The following is an 18,118-nucleotide window of genomic DNA, read 5'->3' as shown; positions in this document are numbered from 1 at the left end:
CGATGCGCCGCTACCTGCTCGGCCGGCTCTGGCAGTCGGCCGTGACCTTGCTGCTGGCAACGATCGTGGTCTTTCTCGGGGTCCGGGCGCTGCCCGGCGACCCGGCCCTGGCGCTGGCCGGGGAGGACCGCGATCCGGAGTCCCTGCGGGCGATCCGCGAACAGTACGGCCTGGACGACTCGCTGCTGGTGCAGTTCTGGCAGTTCGTCAGTCACGCCGTCCGCGGTGACCTCGGAGTGTCGATCAGAACGGGAGAGAGCGTGACCGGCATGCTGCGCGGCGCTCTCCCGGTCACCCTCGAACTGTCGATGCTGGCGATCGCCGTGGCTGGTCTGGTCGGGGTCGGCGCGGGCGTCGTCGCGGCCGTGTACCGCGGACGACCGGCCGAATGGGCGGCGAACGCGCTCGCCCTGCTCGGCCTGTCGGTGCCGAACTTCTGGCTCGGCCTGATGGCGATCCTCTACCTGTCGGTGGCGATGGGCCTGTTCCCGGCGTCCGGCTTCGTGCCGTTCTTCGAGGATCCGATCGCCAACCTGCACCACCTCGTGCTGCCCGCGCTGATCCTCGGGACCGGACTGGCGGCGGTGATCATGCGCCAGACCCGGTCGTCGATGCTGGACGCGCTGTCGGCCGACTACATCCGGACCGCGGAGGCCAAAGGGCTTCCGTCCAGCGCGGTGATCGGCCGGCACGCGCTGCGCAACAGCCTGATCGTGGTCGTCACGATCGTCGGGCTGCAGCTCGGCGCGCTGATCTCCGGCGCGGTCGTGACCGAGCGGATCTTCGCGCTGCCCGGCTTCGGCAAGCTGACCGTCGACGCCGTCTTCCAGCGCGACTACCCGGTGATCCAGGCCGTCGTGCTGGTCACCGCCACGGCGTACATCGTGATCAACCTGCTGGTCGACCTGCTGTACTCGGTGATCGATCCGCGGATCCGTGTGAGGGGTGAAGCGTGATGGCTGTTGCCGATGTCACCGTCACCGCCGGTACGCCGCTGTCGTCGCGCCGCCGCAAGGTGGTCAAGCGGATTCTGCGCAACCCGCTGGCGATCGCCGGGCTCGTCGTCCTGCTGATCGCGGTCGTGGTCGCGGTCTTCGCGCCGTGGCTCGCGCCGCACGAACCGACCGACACGCACCTCGACGAAGCCTTCGGCCCACCCGGTACGCCGGGCTACCTGCTCGGCACCGACGACCTCGGCCGCGACGTACTGGCCCGGATCATGTTCGGGCTGCGGGCGTCGTTGCACGTCGGGCTGCTCGCGGTCGCCACGTCGCTGGTGGTCGGCGTACCGCTCGGGCTGATGGCCGGGTACTTCCGGGCCGTCGACGCGCTGATCTCGCGGTTCACCGATCTGGTGCTGGCCTTCCCGTTCCTGATCCTCGCGGTCGGGCTGGCCGCGATCCGCGGCGCGAGCCTGGGCAACGCGGCGATCGCGATCGGCATCGCGCAGATCCCCGGCGTGATCCGGATCGTCCGGTCGGAGACGCTGCGGCTGAAGTCGCTGGACTTCGTCGCCGCCGCGATCGTCGAGGGCGCCGGTGATCTCTGGGTGCTCGGCCGGCACATCCTGCCCAACGCCGCGTCGGTGGTGATCGTGCAGGCCACGGTCGCGATCCCGGCCGCGATCCTCGGCGAGGCGGTGCTGTCGTTCCTCGGGCTCGGCATCCAGCCGCCGGCGCCGAGCCTGGGCACGATGCTGTCCGACGCCCAGCAGTTCGCGACCCGGGCGCCGTGGGCGGCGGTGATGCCGGGCCTGGCGATCATGCTGCTGGTGCTCGCGTTCAACATCGTCGGCGACAGCCTGCGCGACGCCCTCGACCCGAAAGCGAGCCGCCGATGAGCACGCCGATTCTTCGGGTCAGAGACCTGTCGGTCAGCTTCCGCACCGAGGACGGCCGGATCTCCGCGGTCGACAAGGTGGACTTCGAGGTGGCCGACGGTGAAGTGCTGGCCGTCGTCGGCGAGTCCGGCTGCGGCAAGAGCGTGACCGCGATGAGCCTGGCCGGGTTGCTGCCCCGGTCGGCCAGCGTCGAGGGCTCGGTCCAGCTCGACGGCGTCGAGCTGATCGGCGCGGACAAACGCACGCTGCGGTCGATCCGCGGCCGCGAGATCGCGTACATCTTCCAGGAGCCGATGACCTCGCTGAACCCCGTCTTCACCGTCGGCCGGCAGATCGGCGAAGTGCTCGGCGTACACAACGGGCTGTCCCGGTCGGCCGCCCGCAAGCGCGCCGTCGAGCTGCTCAAGCTGGTCGGCATCCCGTCGGCCGAGCGGCGGGTCGACGACTACCCGCACCAGCTGTCCGGCGGAATGCGGCAACGCGTGATGATCGCGATGGCCGTCGCCTGCGATCCGAAGGTACTGATCGCCGACGAGCCGACCACCGCGCTCGACGTGACCATCCAGGCCGGCATTCTCGACGTCCTGCGGGAACTGCGGGAGCGGCTCGGCACCAGCGTCGTGCTGATCACGCACGACCTCGGCGTCGTCGCGGATCTGGCCGACCGGGTCGCCGTCATGTACGCCGGCCGGGTGGTCGAGACCGCCGAGGTGCACGACCTGTTCGCCCGTCCCACTCACCCCTACACCGCCGGCCTGCTCGGAGCATCCCCTGCGGCCGGACGCCACGCGGGCACCGACCGTCTCAACGAGATTCCCGGCCTGGTCCCGGTACTCGCCGAGCAGCCCGACGCATGCACCTTCGCCGACCGCTGCCCCCGAGCACTGGACACCTGTACGGCGAAGCAGCCGCTGCTCACCGGCGGTGCTCACCAGGTGGCCTGCTGGAACCCAGTCCGCGAGCCGGTGGAGGTCCGATGAACGCGCTGGAACTGACAGACCTCGTCATGCACTTCGGACCGGTCCGCGCCGTCGACGGGGTGTCACTGCGCATCCGCAAAGGCACGGTGGTCGCACTGGTCGGTGAGAGCGGCTCCGGCAAATCCACGGTCGGTCGCTGCGTCGTCCGGCTGCTCGAACCGACCGGCGGCACGGTCCGCCTCGCCGATGCCGACATCACTCACCTCAACCGCCGCCAGCTGCGCAAGCATCGCCGGGACGTGTCGATCGTGTTCCAGGACCCGGCCGGCTCGCTGGACCCGCGGCTGTCGGTCGGCGACATCGTCAGCGAACCACTCCGGCTCATGCGACAGCGCGACACGGCCGGACCGGTCGCTGACTCACTCCGCCGGGTCGGGCTCCGGCCGGAGGTCGCGCAGCGCTCACCGCACGAGCTCTCGGGTGGTCAGCGTCAGCGAGTCAGCATCGCCCGCGCACTGATCTCCAAGCCCAGCCTGCTGGTCGCCGACGAGCCGACCAGTGCGCTCGACGTGTCCGTCCAGGCGTCGGTGCTCAACCTGCTGGCGGATCTGCAGCGGGACCTCGGATTCGCCTGCCTGTTCATCACCCACGACCTGTCGGCCGTCGAGTACCTGGCCGACGAGGTCGCCGTGATGTACCTGGGCCAGCTGGTCGAGCAGGGACCGCGCGAGCGGATCTTCGGCGTACCGGCTCATCCGTACACGCAGGCGCTGTTGTCCGCCGCCCCGGTGCCGGACCCGACGACCCAGCGGGCCCGGCGACCCGTCCTGCTCGGCGACGACCTGCCGTCGCCGATCGACCCGCCGTCCGGCTGCCGGTTCCACACCCGGTGCCCGGTGGCGGTGGACAGATGCCGGACAGTCGTCCCGGAGTCGCGCGTGATCGGCGAGGGTGGACACCGGGTCGCCTGCCACCTGGTGAACGACGACGGCACCGGACCGGACGTACGGCGTACTCAAGACACAACTGACACAGGAGCTGCCCGATGACCTTCACCACCCGGCCCACGTTGCGCGGCACGTTCGGGATGGTCTCGTCCACGCACTGGCTCGCGTCGCAGTCGGCGATGCGGATCTTGGAGCTCGGCGGCAACGCGTTCGACGCGGCCGCCTGCGCGGGGTTCGTGCTGCACGTGGTCGAGCCGCACCTCAACGGCCCGGGTGGAGAGGTCCCGGCGATCGTCGCGACCGCCGACGACCCCACGCCGCGAGTGCTCGCCGGGCAGGGCGTGGCGCCGGCCGGAGCGACCATCGAGCACTACCGCTCGCTGGGTCTCTCGTTGGTGCCCGGGTCCGGTCCGCTCGCGGCCACGGTCCCCGGTGCCGTCGACGCGTGGCTGCTGCTGCTCCGCGACCACGGCACGCTGCCGCTGCGGACCGTGCTCGAGCCGGCCATCGACTACGCGCGCAACGGGCACCCGGTGGTCGCACGGGTCGGTGACACCGTCGAGACCGTGCGGGAGCTGTTCACCGAGCACTGGCCGACCTCTGCGGCGCTCTGGCTGGCCAATGGGCGCCCGCCCGCGCCCAACGAGCTGGTCAAGAACCCGGCGTACGCCGACACGCTGGAGCGACTCGTCACGTCCGGCGAAGAAGCCGGCACGGACCTGGTGGCGCAGGTCGAGCGGGCTCGGCTCGCGTGGCGTGAAGGCTTCGTTGCCGAGGCCGTCGACGCGTTCTCGAAGCTGCCGCACCGCGACTCCAGCGGTGAGGACCACGCCGGGCTGATCACCGGAGCCGACATGGCTGCCTTCACCGCGACCTGGGAGGACGCGGCGACGCTGGACTGGCACGGGCACACCGTGGCGAAGACGGGGCCGTGGGGCCAGGGTCCTGCGCTGCTGCAGTCGCTGGCGGTGCTGGCGGAGCTAGGTGACCCGGCTGACTTGGACCTGACCAGTGCGGACGCCGTGCACACGACGGTCGAGGTGATGAAGCTGTCGTATGCCGACCGCGAGGCCTGGTACGGCGACGGCGCCGACGTACCGCTCAAGACCCTGCTTTCCCCCGCGTACGCAGCGGAGCGCGCCGCGCTGGTCGGTCCGGACGCGTCGCTGGAGCTGCGGCCCGGCATGCCCGACGGGCGGAAGCCGTTGCTGCCTTCGGTGACGACCAGCGACGCCACGGTCGACGCAACGGTCGGTGAGCCGACAGTCGCGCCGGACGGCGGGACGCGCGGCGACACCTGTCACGTCGACGTGGTGGACCGCTGGGGCAACGTCATCTCCGCGACGCCGAGCGGTGGCTGGCTGCAGTCGTCACCGGTGATCCCGTCGCTCGGGTTCCCGCTGGGTAGCCGGGCGCAGATGTTCTGGCTGGAGGAAGGGCTGGCGTCGTCGCTGGCTCCGGGCAAGCGGCCGCGGACCACGTTGACGCCGACGCTGGTACTGCGTGACGGCGTACCGGTGCTGGCTTGTGGGTCGCCTGGTGGCGATCAGCAGGACCAGTGGCAGCTGCTGTTCCTGCTGCGGCACCTGGCGGGTGGACAGGAGCTGCAGGTCGCGATCGACGCACCGGCCTGGCACACCACCGGTTTCCCGTCGTCGTTCTACCCGCGGGCGACCGAGCCGGGCGGTCTGGTGCTGGAGACCCGCCTCGGCGCGGCAGTCCGGGACGAACTGGTCCGCCGCGGACACGTGCTCACCGAGTCGGACGCGTGGAGCCTCGGCCGACTGTGCGCGGTCGGACGCGAGCCGGGCGGCGTACTGTCGGCCGGTGCGAATCCCCGCGGCATGCAGGGGTACGCGGTCGGCCGTTAGGCGAGAGCTGCTGCGGCCGCGGCTTCGACATGGGCCTCGGCCGCGGCCACCGCAGCTTCGGCGTCGCCGGCAGCGATGGCGTCGACCAGACGGATGTGCTCCTCCCAGGAGTGCGGCGCACGCTGTGCCGCGCCGACCCGGAACACCCAGTGCACGTGGTGGTACATGGCTGACGACAGCGAAGCCAGCCATCGGTTGCCGCTGATGTCGATCACTGCGACGTGCAGTGCGCTGTTCAGCTCGGCGACCCGCGCCAGATCCCCCGCCTCGGTCGCCTTGTTGGCCTCGACCAGCAGTGCACGCAGCCTCGCGACGTCGTCCTCGGTCGCCCGCTCAGCAGCGAGTCCGGCGGCCAGAGTCTCCAGCTGCTTGCGGACGGCGAACAGATCGCGGATCGCCGTCTCGTCCAGCGTTGCGACGACCGCACCGCGGCGCGGGAGGATCTCCACGAACCCCTCGCTCTCCACCACCCGCAGCGCCTCGCGGACCGGGTTGCGCGACACCCCGAAGTCGTCGGCCAGCCGGTTCTCGGTCAGCCGCTCCCCCTGCGCGTAGTCGCCGTCGACGATCCGGCGCCGTAGCTCGCTCAGCACCTGTTCCCTGAGCGCGACGTGGTCCGCACCGATCGTGCGCACCTGCTCGCCCCCGTACCGCTGCTCCACCCCGGACTCCCCTCTGCTTCGGCGCGTGCCGTTGCGTGGCACCGTACCGGACCGCGGGGCGCAGAACCCGTTTGCCGCCGGGTGGTGCGGCTGGATACGTTGACGCCTTGTCCATCACGATCACGCCGCTGACCGATCCCGACTACCGGCCGTTCAGCCGCCGGCTCGCCTGGCTCGCGGCCGGCGACCACCCGGTCGGTTCGGCGTACCTGCGGCTGAACAGCAAGCCGACCCAGCAGCACCTGGCCGAGCTGGAGCTCGCCGTGCACCCGGCGGACCGCCGCCAGGGCATCGGGACGCGGCTGCTCGCCGCGGCCGTACAAGGGGCCGCTGACAACGACGCGACCACCGTGCTCGCCGACGCGACGGTCGGCACACCCGGTGACCACTTCCTGACCGCTCGCGGCTTCACGGTCGGCCTGTGCCTCGTCTACACGCGGCTGGCCCTGGCGGATCTCGACCCGCGTGATCTGCCCGACCGCCCGTGCGCCGGCTATCGGCTGACCTGCTGGGCGGGCGCTCCACCGGAAGGCCTGATCGAGTCCTTCACCCGCGCCCGAGCCGCGATGAGCGACGCCCCCGTCGGTGACATCGCGTACGGCGTGGAGGCCTGGGACGTCGAACGCAGCCGGCACGTCGCCGAGGTCGTGGCCCAGCGCGGCGAACTGCTCGAGACAGTGGCCGCGCTCGACGAGGTCACCGGCGAGGTGGTCGCCTTCACCGAACTCGTCGTACCGGGTGACGGGCGTGGCGACGCGCAGCACTACGGAACCGCGGTCATCCCCTCCCACCGGGGCAAGGGTCTGTCGCGCTGGGTCAAAGCCGAGCAGATCCGCCAGACCCGCACCCGGCACCCGCAGCTCGCCGGCCTCCTCACCGACACCGCCGCCACGAACCACGCCATGCGCCGGACCAACGAGTCCCTTGGCTATCGCGAGACCCACCAGGTCAACCGCTACCACTACCTGATCAGCTGAGCCCGGCCAGCCGGTAGAGCACCAACGATCCCGCCACGGCGACGTTCAGGCTGGCTCCGGTGCCGATCATCGGAATCTCCACCACCACGTCCAGTTGGTCGAGCGCCTCCGGCGGGATCCCGGTCCGCTCGTGGCCCAGTACGGCGATCGTCCTGTTCCGCGCCGGCGGCAGGTCGGCGAGCCGTACGGCATCCTCCGCCAGCTCGACTCCTACGACCGTGGTGTCGTCGCGCTTGCGTTGATCCGCCAGCCAGTGCACCGGGTTGTGCCCGGTCCAGTGCACTCCTTCGGACTGCGGGTCCGCACCTGCGGCGCGCTCATCGGCCTGCGGGAGCAACCCTCCCAGGTGTCGTCATCTGATCGGCGCTTCGCGGCGCACCGGGGCCATCGACAGCGGCGGCCTTCGAGCGAGGCGCCGGGAGGAACCAGGTTAGGCCAGGTCGGCGTCGTGGGCCAAGAGGGCGATCTGGACCCGGTTGTTGAGGTCGAGCTTGGTGAGGATGCGGGTCAGGTGGGTCTTCACGGTCGCGAGGCCGAGACCGAGGGCGGTGGCGATCTCGGCATTGCTCTTGCCTTGGGCAACGGCTGCGGCGACGTCACGCTCGCGGTCGGTGAGTTTGGCGAGGGCAGCGACGGCCTGGGCGCGGCGAGGACCGCCGGAGTCACCGGCGACGTAGTCCATCAGGTGCCGGGTGACGCCGCCGGACAGGATCGGCTCGCCGTCGGCCACCCGGACAACGGCCTCGACGATCTCCGCCGGCGCGGCGTCCTTCAGCAGGAACCCGGCGGCACCGGCACGCAACGCCTGCAGCAGGTGCTGCTCGGAACCGAAGGTGGTCAGCATGACGACCTCCGGCGCGTCTGGCAGCCGCCGTACGGCCTCGGTGGCGGTGAGGCCGTCCATCACCGGCATCGTGATGTCCATCAGTACGACGTCCGGCCGCAACTCGCCGACCGTGTCGATCGCCGCCTGTCCGTCTGCCGCGTCACCGACGATCTCCAGCTCGGCAGCGCCACCGAGCATGCTTTTCAGCCCGGCACGCACCAGCGGATCGTCGTCGACCAGCACCACCCGAACAGGCATCCGCCCATGGTAGTGGGGGACCAGGGCGCTACGCGGGAGGCCAAGGCAGCCAGGCGGTCAGGCGGAACTCGCCTGCGGTCACGCCGTACTCCAGTCGCCCGCCGGCCAGAGAGGCTCGCTCGGCCAGCCCTACCAGCCCCACCTGCGAGCCCGGTGCAGCACCACCCGCACCCAGTCTGTTCCGCACCTCGATCGTCAGCCCGTCCCCCGGACCACCGGTCAGCACCACCCGGACCGGCTCCCCCGGCGCGTGCTTGCGCGCGTTGGTCAGCCCCTCCTGCACGATCCGGTAGCCGTGCCGCCCAGTGGTCGCGGGCAGTCCGTCCACCCCACCGGCCAGCGGCTCGAACGTCACCCGCGTCCCCGCCGCCACCGACTCCTCGACCAGCCCGGCGATGTCACCGATGCCCGGCTGCGGCCGCCGGCCGCCCGGCTCGCTCTGCCCAGGCCCCCGCAGTACGCCGACGATCTCGCGCAGGTCGTCCATGGACTCCCGCGCACTGGCCCGGATCACGCCGGCCGTCACCGCCAGTTCCTCCGGCGGCATGTCCGGCCGGTACTCCAGCGCCCCGGCGTGCACGCTCAGCAGTGACAGCCGGTGGCCCAGCGCGTCGTGCATCTCCCGAGCGATCCGCTCCCGCTCCCGGCGCTGCCCCTGCTCGACCCGCAACTCCTGCTCGGCCTCAGCTCGGCGCGCCCGCTCCTCCAGCGACCGCATCAGCTGCCGTCTGGTCCGGACGACAATGCCCCACGCCACCAGCGCCAGGCAGCTCAACGCGACGAAGCCCACCACGAACTGGTAGCCGTAGGGGATGTCGATGTCCGCGGGATAGACCCAGAACTGCACGGCGGCTGACGCGACCGCCAGCGCGAGCATCGACAGGCTGACCGCGGGCCGCCGGTGCACGGCGACGCTGAACAGCGCCAGTCCACTGGATGCGCCCACCGACGGCACGAACACCGACAGCACGGTCAGCACGACCACGAGCTCCACCGGCCAACGCCGCCGCAGGAGCAGAGAGGCCGCGGCCAGCAACCCCAGCCACAGGTTCACCCCGTCCGGAACGATCGGCAGCTTGGGGTTCGGTCCGTGGGCGGCCGGCAGCAGACTCACCCCGGCCGCCAGGACGACGCACAGCGCATCGACCACCCAGTCGCGCGGCGTCCGCTGTCCGTGCCCCGGCGCCGCGCGTGAGCCCGGCGTGAACAGCGCAGCCACGACCCCAGGGCGATCGAATTCCGCGGACATACCCCCAGACGTTAGCTGGCCGTGGCGAGGATCTTCCGGACCGCGGCGGTGGTGATCGGGTGGTAGCCGGGCCGGGCCGACTCGAATACCCGGGCCGCGAACTCCCGGCCGGCCTCCGTCCGGCTCAGCGCCCGGTAGACCGGCAGCACCAGCTTCATCCGGCCGACCCGGGTCAGAAACGTCGCCAGTTCGTCGTACGCCGGGGTGTAGGCGCTGGCGGCAACGATCGAGTACCAGCGGCGGGCGATCTCGCCGTTCGCCGTACCGGTCAGGCCGAACTCACGGTCGAGCTGCTGCAGTTGCTCGGCGTCCAGCACGTCCGGCGCGGCGTCCAGGAAGCGCAGCCACTCCTGCGTCGTCCAGGTCTTGCCACCGGCCGGCAGCTCGCCCGTGGTCAGCCAGCTGTCCCGCAGCCGGTCCACGACCTCGAACCGGTCGGACTCCGCTCGCGCTGCGAACGGCGGGATGCCCGGCTCGTCCAGCCAAGCAGCGATCTCCTCCGCCGACACCACCCCGGGCCTCGGCGTGAGCAGGTGCTCCTCCAGGTGCGCAACGAAGTCCTCGGAGTTGATGCTGCGGAACGCGAACCGGTCGAAGTAGCCGCGCAGGAACGGGTCGAACACCTCCCGGCCGAACCGCTCCTCCAGCCAGGACAGGAACCAGCAGCCCTTCAGCGGGCCCAGCGAGGTCGTGCCGTGGTACTCCGCGCCGTGGTTGAGCCCGGGCAGCTCCACCGCCAGCTCGGCCGGGCTGAGCGGGTCCAGCTTGACCACTGTCGAGTGCTGCTTGATCGCGGTCTCCATCACCGCCAGCTCGGTCCCGTAGACCGCCTCGACGATCCGGTTCTCGACGTACGACGTGAAGCCCTCGTTCAGCCAGATGTCGTCCCAGCTGTCCTGGGTGACCAGGTTGCCCGACCAGCTGTGCGCCAGCTCGTGCGCGATGACGCTGACCAGGGACTTGTCGCCGATCACCACCGTCGGTGTCGCGAAGGTCATCCGCGGGTTCTCCATCCCGCCGTACGGGAAGGAGGGCGGCAGCACCAGGACGTCGTACCGGCCCCAGCGGTACGGGCCGAAGAGCGCCTCGGTGACCCGCATCATCTCCTCGGTGTCGCTGAACTCCGCCGCCGCCCGTTTGGCCATCTCCGGCTCGGCCCACACGCCGGACCGCTCACCGATCGGCTCGAACACCAGGTCACCGGCCGCGATCGCCAGCAGGTACGACGGGATCGGCTCCGGCATCACGACGTCGTACGAGCCGGTACGGCGGGACTGCGTGCCGTTGTCGGCGCTCATCAGCACCATCAGCTCGGGTGGCGCCGTCACGTGCGCGGCGTAGCTGAACCGGACGCTCGGCGTGTCCTGTACCGGCACCCAGCTGCGGGCGTGGATCGCCTGCGACTGGCTGAACATGAACGGCAGCACTCCGCCCGCGGTCATCTCCGGCTCCAGCCACTGCAACCCGGTCGCTGTCGGTGCGGTCCGGTAGCTCACGCGGACCTGCTCGTGCCCGGCGGTGCGGATGGTCAGCGCGGAGCCCAGCTCGTCGTCGGGGAAGCCCAGGTTGTGCTCCAGCGGTTCCCAGCCGTCGCCCGTCGCGCCCTCGACCGACAGCACGGTCAGGTCCCGGGTGTCGAGCACCAGGCGGTCGCCGGGACCGCTCCAGGCCAGCGTGTGCGTGGCGGCGCCGACCAGGACCTTCGCGCTGAAGTCGAGCTCGAGCTCCAGGTCGAGGTGGGTGGTGCGGACCAGCGCCGGTTCGGCGAAGGAGTGGCGGTCGTGGGTCACAGGGGGCTCCCGAGCAGGCAGGGGGTCGTTGGCCGCGGTCGATCGCAGACGTCGTTCGCAGGACACTACCCAGGCGACAGGTCGCTGACGCGGCCGATCAGCGCCAAGGGCAGCACCGTGCCAAGTTGCCCACCGCAGGCAGGATGGAGGCATGCGACTCACTGTCCTGCTGACTGTGCTGGCGGCCACCGCCTGCACCAGCAGCACGGTGACGCCGACGCCGACAACACCTCCCACCTCCGTCACTGCTCCGACGCCGACGACGCCTTCCGCCTCCGTCCTCACTCCGACGCCTTCGGCTCCTTCCAGGCCGACTCCCCGGCCGTCCGTGGACTCCCCCATGGCGACCGTCCGCCACCTGGCCGGGCTCGGACCGCGTGAAGCGACCAGCGCCACGTATCTGCAGGCATTGGCCTGGCTGGAGCAACGATTCGTCGCCGCCGGCTACGAAGTACGGCGCCAGCCGCTGCAGGTTCCCGCAGGTAACTCCTGGGGAGTCCAGGTCCGTGCGGGCACCACCTGGAACCTCATCGCCACCAGACCCGGCTTCGACCCCGGCAAGCCGCATCAGGTCGTGGGCGCTCACCTCGACACCGTCCCGCAAGCTCCCGGCGCCGAGGACAACGCATCCGGCATCTCCGTCCTCCTCCAGGCCGCGCAGCTCACCGCGTCGCGCCCGCTGCGCCTGCCGACCGTCTTCATCGCGTTCGGCGCCGAGGAGCCCCGCGGAGACGGCGACAACCGCCACCACTACGGCTCACGCGCCTACGTCGCGACTCTGCCCGCCGCGCACCGCCGAGCGATGCGCGGCATGGTCTCGCTCGACCGGGTCGGCGTCGGCGACGTCGTACCGGTCTGCTCGGCTACCGACACCCAGCCGACGACACGGAACGCGGTGCGCGCGGCGGCCGCGCGGGTCGGCGTACCGACTCGTGCGTGTGTGAACAGGTCGAGCGACCACTGGTCCTTCGTCCGGGCCGGTCTGCCGGGCGCGCGAATCGGCAGTACGCCGTATGCGGCCTACCACAGCGCCAGGGACCTCCCGAACGTCGTCAACCCCGCGCAGCTCGACCGGGTGGGCAAAGTCGTCGTCAGCTGGCTCGGCTAACGCAGGTCCGCCAGGATCTGCTCCGCCCGCGCGCCGGTCACGACGCGCGGGCTGAAGTCCGCACCGATCACGTACGGCGTCAGTCGCGCGGCCTTCAGCGTCTTGCCCCAGTAGGTCAGCTCGAGCAGGACACCTTCCTGCGTCTGCTGGGCGAAGTCCATGTCGAAGACCAGATTGCCGAGCGAGTGGACGACGGCCTTGCTCGTGCTGAACTGTGCGCTCTGCACCCAGTGTGGGTGTCCGCCGATCACCAGGTCGGCGCCGGCGCGGGTGAGCGCGGCCGCGACGGTCCGCTGGGCCGGTACCGGCTCGTGCGTGTACTGCTGGCCCCAGTGCGGGAGGACGGCGACCACATCGACCTGTTTGCGCAGATTCTGGATCGCGGTGGTCAGCGCGTCGAGGTCCGCTTGGTTGAGCGGGCCGGTCCGCGGCGGCATCCGCAGCTCGAACGCGCCGGGCGAGGTCGCGGTCGCCCGCGGGGTCTCGCCGATCGCGTTGAACGCGAGGAACCCGAACCGTACGCCGTCCCGCGTCACCACGACCGGCCGGGCCGCCTCGGCATAGTTGCTTCCGGCACCGACCGGCTGGAGACCGCCGGCCCCGAGCTGCCGGACCGTCTCGACCAGCGCGCGGTCCTGGAAGTCGCCGGTGTGGTTGTTGGCCAGCGACACGACGTCCACGCCGACATCCCGCAACCCGGCGACGACGCCTGGCGGAGCCGCGAACGAGTCGCCGCCCTGCTGCGCGGTCCCGGCCCGGGAGAGCGTGCTCTCCAGGTTCAGCACGGTGAGGTCGGCGCTCTTCAAGCGCGGGCCGATCGCGCGGAGAGGTCGCGCCACGTCTCCTGTTCGTGCCGCGGCGGTCGCCACCCGGCGACCGAGCATCACGTCGCCGCCGACTGTCAGGTTCACGATCTGCCGCGGTGTCGCGCCGGTCGTCGTCAACGGGTAGCGCTCGGGGTCCGCCAGCGGATCGATGCCGTTCACGGTCCAGGGCCGCACGACCGGGGACACCTTCGACGCAGGGACCACCGCCAGAGCTCTCACGTCGCGGGCTACCTGTTCAACGCCGTCCACCACGCGGAAACCACGCCAGCTGGTCACTCCGCCGTTCGCCACCCGACGCGCGGTTCCCGCATCCACGTCCTGCACGGCCCGGGTCGGATGCACCACCAGCACCAAAGGCTCCCGAGGCTCGGCGGACGGCGAACGCGATGGCGATCGACCCGGAGGCGTCGCCGACTCACCGGGTCCCGTCTCGCCCGAAGGCGGCACCCCCGGCGAGGTGGCGCCTCCCACCTCCGGCGCCGCCCCGTCCCGTGCGGCACCGCCGTCGCCCGAACACGCGACGCCACCGGCGACCGTCGTACCGACGAGCGCCAACACCACCCAGGGCCTCCGCCGCACACCCATGCCGCCAAAGTAGCCACCCGGTCCCAAACACTCGGGACCGCGGGGTGGTGTGCCTGTTCGGAGCCGCGAGCTTGCAGACTGTAGGCATGATGCCGGAGAGCAGCCCCGAGGTGGTGCTGCAGCGCAGGCCGTTCGGATCGTGGTTGCTGGGGCCGGTCGGCCAGAGTCCCCGGATGCTGCGGATCCGCGCGCAGATGCTGCTGACCTTCTTCTCCATCGGCACCAACGTGATCGGCGCCGCGGTCGTGTTCACGCTCGCCGTCTGGGTGCTGCCCGGCCCGCCGAGCGACAGTGACGAGCTGAATCTGGTGCGCTGGGTCGCGTTCCCGGCGTACTTCGTGTTCGCGCTGCTGGTCGGCGCGATCTGGAGCACCCGGTTCGCGCTGCGGGTGACCGACTGGGTGCTCGAGGACCGCCCGGCGACCCGCGAGGAGCAGATCGCAACGCTCCGCCTCCCGCTGCGGCTGACGATGATCCAGATCCTGCTCTGGCTGCTCGCCACCGTCTTCTTCACGCTGCTGACCCTCGCGCTGGAACCAGAGAGCGTTCTCCGCGTTCTGATCACCACGGTCGACGGCGGCACCGTCACCTGCGCGGCGTCGTATCTGCTGTCGGAGTTCGCACTGCGTCCCATCGCCGCCCGGGCGCTCGCCGACGGCGCACCGCCGCGCCGGCTGCTGGCCGCCGGGCTCAAGGCGCGCACGGTGTTCTTCTGGGCGGCGGGATCGGCCGTACCGGTGCTCGGCCTGATGCTCACCGCCGTGATCGCGCTGATCGAGAAGGACGTCTCCGCGACCAGGCTGTCGGTGATCATCCTGGTGATCGGCGGCGCCGTCCTGGTCTTCGGCTGGGTGCTCACGTTGCTGTCGGCAAGGTCCGTGAGCGCGCCGGTACGATCCGTGCGGACCGCGCTCACGCTGATCGGCGACGGCGAGCTGAACGTTCGCATCCCGGTCTTCGACGGCACCGAGCTCGGCTCGCTCCAGTCCGGCTTCAACCAAATGGCCGCCGGTCTGCGCGAGCGCGAACGCCTCCGCGACCTGTTCGGCCGGTACGTCGGCGCCGACGTCGTCCGTGAAGCCCTGACCAGCGACTCGCTCGGCGGCGAGGAACGCTTCGCCGCGGTGCTGTTCGTCGATCTGGTCGGCTCGACCGAACTCGCCGCGAACCGGCCTCCGACCGAGGTGGTCCGGTTGCTCAACCGGTTCTTCGCGATCGTCATCGACGAGGTGGACCGCCACGACGGCTTCGTCAACAAGTTCGCCGGCGACGCCGTCCTGGCCGTGTTCGGCGCGCCGACCGAACTGCCGGACGCCGCGGGCAGCGCTCTGCGGGCCGGCCGCGCGCTGACCCGGCGGCTGGCCGACGAGTTGCCTGAGGCAACGGCCGGGATCGGCATCGCGGCCGGGACCGTCGTGGCCGGCACGGTCGGCGACGTGCGCCGCTACGAGTACACGGTGATCGGGGACCCGGTCAACGAGGCCGCCCGGCTGAGCGACCTGGCCAAGCAGACCGACCACCACCTGCTCGCCTCGATGGCCGCGGTCGAGGAGTCGGCCCCTTCGGAGTCCGAGCACTGGCAGTCCGGCGACGAAGTCACCGTCCGCGGACGCTCCACGTCGACCCGCCTGGCCCACCCGAAACCAGCGGCCTGATCGGGCTCGGAAAACTGTTCGCCGTCGTCCTGGAGTCCTGGCACAGTGACGCACCATGACCGACATCGAGCTCCTCACCGCCGCGGACCTCCCGCTCATGCAAGGTCTGGCGCAGCGTGTGACCGCCCTTCGGCCGGACCTGGTCAGCGCCGACGCGGCGTACGGGGAACTCGCGTGGATCTACGGAAAAGGGCACGCCACCGCCGGCGCCGCCTGGCCGCGACGGCTGTGGTTCTCCGGTGACGAACTGGTCGCGTGGGCTTGGGCTTTCCTTCCCCGCCGGGTCACGCGCAACGACGGCTCGGTCGCGGAGATCAACGGCGCCTCGCTGAGCTACCAGCTCCATCCCGATCACCTCGAACTGGTCGACGAAGTCATCGACTGGTACGGCGTCGTGGCGGCCGGCCTCGAACGCAGCGTGTTTCCGACGGCTGCCGAGGACTTCGCCCTGAAACGGTGGGCGGCGCACGGCTACGAACCCGACGTAGAGGCGCTCGGCGACGCCGGCGACTGGACCCAGCTCAACCAGCGCGACCTCACCGAGATCGAGCAGCCGGTGCTGCCACCCGGCTTCCGGTTCCGCACCGCCGACGAGGCCGGACCGGAGGCGGCGGTCCGGGCTCATCAGGACGCCTGGCCCTCTTCGGCGTACACGGCCGCAAGCTACGAGGGAGTCCGGCAGACGGCGGCCTATCGCGGCGACCTGCACGTCCTGGTCGAGGCGCCGGACGGGACGATGGCGTCCTCGGCGATCATGTGGCTCGACCCGGTGAACCGCAGCATCGAGTTCGAGCCGGTCGGAACACATCCCGGCTACCGGCGGCTCGGGCTCGCGCGAGCCATGATGCTGCACGGCATGAGGCTGGCCCGCGCCGCCGGGGCCGGGCACGCAACGGTCGTCTGCCTGGGCGCGCCGGGGCATCCTTCGGCGCGCGCTCTGTACTACGGCCTCGGGTTCCGGGAGCTCTCGCGGGACGCGCCGCTGATCAGCACGCCCTAGCGGCCGCCGGCGACGTCGACCATCGAACCGGTCATGTACGACGCCCGATCGGAGGCGAGGAACACGATCAGCTCGGCCACTTCCTCGACCGTGCCCGGACGCCCGAGCGGCGGGGTCGAGCCGATCCGCTCCAGCCGTCCCTCGGCGTGGATCTCGGTCTCGATCAAGCCCGGACGGATGCCGAGCACCCGGATCCCTTCGCTCGCGACCTCGTTCGCCAAGCCGATGGTCAGCGTGTCCACCGCCGCCTTGCTCGCGGCGTAGTCGACGTACTCCCCCGCCGAACCGAGCACCGCACCGCGCGACGACACATTGACGATCACCCCGCCGGCTCCCCGGTGCGCCGTCGACATCCGGCGGACCGCCGCGCCGGCGACCAGGAACGCCCCGATCGTGTTGATCCGGAACACCCGCTCCAGCCGCTCCACGTCGTACTCGTCGACCCGCCCGGCCGGTGACACCACGCCGGCATTGTTGACCACGGCACCGATCGGTCCGAGCGAAGCCGCCACGCCGTCGAACAGCCGCTCGATGTCCTTCACCTCGGCGACATCGGCCGCGACCGCGACGGCCCGCCGGCCGATCGCCTCGCACGCCGCCACCACCCGCGCCGCCTCGTCCTGGCGGGTCCGGTAGCTGATCCCGACGTCCCACCCGTCCCGCGCCAGCCCGATCGCCGCCGCGGCACCGATCCCACGACTCCCACCAGTCACCAGCGCGACGCCGCGCGCACCCACAGCACCAGTCATACCGCCCAGCTTTTCACGCCTCGCCCAGATCCATCACAGCGACGGCTACGGCGCGGGCTTGGTCAGCTGCACCTGCGTCTGTGTCCCCTCGAACCCGAGCGACCGGTAGATTCGGATCGCCAGGTACTCCGGATCCGCCACCATCACCAGCGTCTCCGCCCCCAGCTCCGCCAGCCCGTACGTCGACGCCCGGTGCACGAGAGTGGTCGCGATCCCCCGCCCGCGATCCTGCGGATGCGTCTGCACGATCTGGAACCGGGCCACCCCGGAACCGTCGGTCAGCAACCCCAGCGACGCCTGCAGCCGATCACCGTCGAACGCGCCGAACCACTGCCCGTGGCCCGCCTCGACCACCGCCCGGTACGCGGCGACCCGCCGACGGACGAACTCCTCGTGCCCGTCCCGGTCGGTCGGGTTGGCCGCCAGGTCGAGCGCGACCAACTGCTGCCAGTCGTCGTCGCCGGCCAGGAACCGGTACGTCGAGGTGGTGTTCGGGCGGCTCGGCGGGACCACCGCGCGGGCCGTCATCACCGTGTTGCGCTCGATCTCGAAGCCGGCCGCCGTCAACGCGGCCTCGTCACCGGCCCGGCCGTCCACCGAATCGATGCCGAAGGCAACATGTTTGGCGTCCGGGAAGGTGCGCGCGAAGGCCTGCAGGCGCCCGTCGAGTTCGCCGGACTCGATCGGCGATCGGAGCAGCAGGAAGTTGCCCCACCAGAACGTCGGGTTGGCCGGCGTGCGCACGACGACGTGGTCGCCGGCGTCGGTGAGTTCGCTCCCGCCGAGCTTCAGCAGCAACAGGTCGGTGCGGTAGCCGAGGCTGGTGATCTCCATCCCTCCATGGTCGGCACGCC

At 71.2% G+C, this 18,118-nt stretch carries 17 protein-coding genes; 9 read left to right on the top strand and 8 right to left on the bottom strand.

Annotation, left to right across the window (positions count from 1 at the left end; genetic code table 11):
• The first annotated feature begins 2 nt into the window (after positions 1-2).
• The 5 genes from ACQPXM_RS19545 to ACQPXM_RS19525 are packed head-to-tail and all read left to right on the top strand — an operon-like array spanning position 3 to position 5,578.
• Positions 3-956, top strand: coding sequence for an ABC transporter permease (locus ACQPXM_RS19545; protein ID WP_432950608.1), 954 nt, complete (start codon positions 3-5; stop codon positions 954-956).
• Entirely contained in the window at positions 956-1,840 is an 885-nt protein-coding gene (locus ACQPXM_RS19540; protein WP_432950606.1) for an ABC transporter permease, read from the top strand. The genes ACQPXM_RS19545 and ACQPXM_RS19540 overlap by 1 nt, the downstream gene beginning before the upstream one ends.
• Positions 1,837-2,820, top strand: a complete 984-nt coding sequence (locus ACQPXM_RS19535) for an ABC transporter ATP-binding protein (RefSeq protein WP_432950604.1) — start codon at positions 1,837-1,839, stop codon at positions 2,818-2,820. Before ACQPXM_RS19540 ends, ACQPXM_RS19535 begins: the two co-directional genes overlap by 4 nt.
• Entirely contained in the window at positions 2,817-3,809 is a 993-nt protein-coding gene (locus ACQPXM_RS19530) for an ABC transporter ATP-binding protein (RefSeq protein WP_432950602.1), read from the top strand. The genes ACQPXM_RS19535 and ACQPXM_RS19530 overlap by 4 nt, the downstream gene beginning before the upstream one ends.
• Positions 3,806-5,578, top strand: coding sequence for a gamma-glutamyltransferase family protein (locus ACQPXM_RS19525; protein ID WP_432950600.1), 1,773 nt, complete (start codon positions 3,806-3,808; stop codon positions 5,576-5,578). Before ACQPXM_RS19530 ends, ACQPXM_RS19525 begins: the two co-directional genes overlap by 4 nt.
• On the opposite strand, the gene ACQPXM_RS19520 is transcribed toward ACQPXM_RS19525, so the two are convergent.
• Positions 5,575-6,240, bottom strand: a complete 666-nt coding sequence (locus ACQPXM_RS19520) for a GntR family transcriptional regulator (RefSeq protein WP_432950598.1) — start codon at positions 6,238-6,240, stop codon at positions 5,575-5,577. The genes ACQPXM_RS19525 and ACQPXM_RS19520 overlap by 4 nt on opposite strands.
• Before the next feature lie 107 nt (positions 6,241-6,347).
• Between ACQPXM_RS19520 and ACQPXM_RS19515 the strand changes: the two genes are divergently transcribed.
• Entirely contained in the window at positions 6,348-7,217 is an 870-nt protein-coding gene (locus tag ACQPXM_RS19515; RefSeq protein ID WP_432950596.1) for a GNAT family N-acetyltransferase, read from the top strand.
• Here ACQPXM_RS19515 and ACQPXM_RS19510 read toward each other — a convergent pair.
• The 4 genes from ACQPXM_RS19510 to ACQPXM_RS19495 form a co-directional block, all read right to left on the bottom strand.
• Entirely contained in the window at positions 7,210-7,554 is a 345-nt protein-coding gene (locus tag ACQPXM_RS19510) for a TrmH family RNA methyltransferase (RefSeq protein WP_432950594.1), read from the bottom strand. The two genes, ACQPXM_RS19515 and ACQPXM_RS19510, sit on opposite strands and share 8 nt — an antisense overlap.
• Before the next feature lie 93 nt (positions 7,555-7,647).
• Positions 7,648-8,301, bottom strand: a complete 654-nt coding sequence (locus ACQPXM_RS19505) for a response regulator (RefSeq protein ID WP_432950592.1) — start codon at positions 8,299-8,301, stop codon at positions 7,648-7,650.
• 28 nt (positions 8,302-8,329) lie between these two features.
• Complete coding sequence (locus tag ACQPXM_RS19500; protein ID WP_432950590.1) at positions 8,330-9,550, bottom strand: sensor histidine kinase; 1,221 nt, start codon at positions 9,548-9,550, stop codon at positions 8,330-8,332.
• A gap of 11 nt (positions 9,551-9,561) precedes the next feature.
• Positions 9,562-11,340: a M1 family metallopeptidase gene (locus ACQPXM_RS19495; protein ID WP_432950588.1), complete on the bottom strand. Its 1,779-nt coding sequence runs from the start codon at positions 11,338-11,340 to the stop codon at positions 9,562-9,564.
• Positions 11,341-11,680: 340 nt separating this feature from the next.
• Here ACQPXM_RS19495 and ACQPXM_RS19490 point away from each other — a divergent pair, with 340 nt between their 5' ends.
• Positions 11,681-12,448, top strand: a complete 768-nt coding sequence (locus tag ACQPXM_RS19490) for a M28 family metallopeptidase (RefSeq protein ID WP_432950586.1) — start codon at positions 11,681-11,683, stop codon at positions 12,446-12,448.
• Here the strand turns inward: ACQPXM_RS19490 and ACQPXM_RS19485 are convergent.
• Positions 12,445-13,449 (bottom strand): CapA family protein, encoded by a 1,005-nt coding sequence (locus ACQPXM_RS19485; RefSeq protein WP_432950584.1) that lies wholly within the window; start codon positions 13,447-13,449, stop codon positions 12,445-12,447. The two genes, ACQPXM_RS19490 and ACQPXM_RS19485, sit on opposite strands and share 4 nt — an antisense overlap.
• A 497-nt stretch (positions 13,450-13,946) precedes the next feature.
• Between ACQPXM_RS19485 and ACQPXM_RS19480 the strand changes: the two genes are divergently transcribed.
• Together ACQPXM_RS19480 and ACQPXM_RS19475 are read left to right on the top strand one after the other, a co-directional pair.
• On the top strand, positions 13,947-15,515 hold the full coding sequence (locus ACQPXM_RS19480; RefSeq protein WP_432950582.1) for an adenylate/guanylate cyclase domain-containing protein: 1,569 nt from the start codon (positions 13,947-13,949) through the stop codon (positions 15,513-15,515).
• A 55-nt stretch (positions 15,516-15,570) separates the two neighbouring features.
• Positions 15,571-16,515: a GNAT family N-acetyltransferase gene (locus ACQPXM_RS19475; protein WP_432950580.1), complete on the top strand. Its 945-nt coding sequence runs from the start codon at positions 15,571-15,573 to the stop codon at positions 16,513-16,515.
• Here ACQPXM_RS19475 and ACQPXM_RS19470 read toward each other — a convergent pair.
• Entirely contained in the window at positions 16,512-17,264 is a 753-nt protein-coding gene (locus tag ACQPXM_RS19470) for an SDR family oxidoreductase (protein ID WP_432950578.1), read from the bottom strand. The genes ACQPXM_RS19475 and ACQPXM_RS19470 overlap by 4 nt on opposite strands.
• A 45-nt stretch (positions 17,265-17,309) precedes the next feature.
• A complete protein-coding gene (locus ACQPXM_RS19465) occupies positions 17,310-18,098 on the bottom strand; it encodes a GNAT family N-acetyltransferase (protein WP_432950574.1) in 789 nt (262 codons plus the stop codon).
• Positions 18,099-18,118 lie beyond the last annotated feature (20 nt).

The organism is Kribbella sp. CA-253562 (assembly GCF_050942265.1).
Taxonomy (GTDB): domain Bacteria; phylum Actinomycetota; class Actinomycetes; order Propionibacteriales; family Kribbellaceae; genus Kribbella.
The sequence above is the reverse complement of the archived record's forward strand: the minus strand, read 5'-3'. Positions and strand labels throughout refer to the sequence as shown.

Bases quoted from the DNA above. Each gene is read 5' to 3' on its own strand.
- ACQPXM_RS19545 (WP_432950608.1), top strand. From the start codon at position 3: ATGCGCCGCTACCTGCTCGGCCGGCTCTGGCAGTCGGCCGTGACCTTG.
- ACQPXM_RS19540 (WP_432950606.1), top strand. From the start codon at position 956: ATGGCTGTTGCCGATGTCACCGTCACCGCCGGTACGCCGCTGTCGTCG.
- ACQPXM_RS19535 (WP_432950604.1), top strand. From the start codon at position 1,837: ATGAGCACGCCGATTCTTCGGGTCAGAGACCTGTCGGTCAGCTTCCGC.
- ACQPXM_RS19530 (WP_432950602.1), top strand. From the start codon at position 2,817: ATGAACGCGCTGGAACTGACAGACCTCGTCATGCACTTCGGACCGGTC.
- ACQPXM_RS19525 (WP_432950600.1), top strand. From the start codon at position 3,806: ATGACCTTCACCACCCGGCCCACGTTGCGCGGCACGTTCGGGATGGTC.
- ACQPXM_RS19505 (WP_432950592.1), bottom strand. From the start codon at position 8,301: ATGCCTGTTCGGGTGGTGCTGGTCGACGACGATCCGCTGGTGCGTGCC.
- ACQPXM_RS19500 (WP_432950590.1), bottom strand. From the start codon at position 9,550: ATGTCCGCGGAATTCGATCGCCCTGGGGTCGTGGCTGCGCTGTTCACG.
- ACQPXM_RS19490 (WP_432950586.1), top strand. From the start codon at position 11,681: ATGGCGACCGTCCGCCACCTGGCCGGGCTCGGACCGCGTGAAGCGACC.
- ACQPXM_RS19480 (WP_432950582.1), top strand. From the start codon at position 13,947: ATGATGCCGGAGAGCAGCCCCGAGGTGGTGCTGCAGCGCAGGCCGTTC.
- ACQPXM_RS19475 (WP_432950580.1), top strand. From the start codon at position 15,571: ATGACCGACATCGAGCTCCTCACCGCCGCGGACCTCCCGCTCATGCAA.
- ACQPXM_RS19470 (WP_432950578.1), bottom strand. From the start codon at position 17,264: ATGACTGGTGCTGTGGGTGCGCGCGGCGTCGCGCTGGTGACTGGTGGG.
- ACQPXM_RS19465 (WP_432950574.1), bottom strand. From the start codon at position 18,098: ATGGAGATCACCAGCCTCGGCTACCGCACCGACCTGTTGCTGCTGAAG.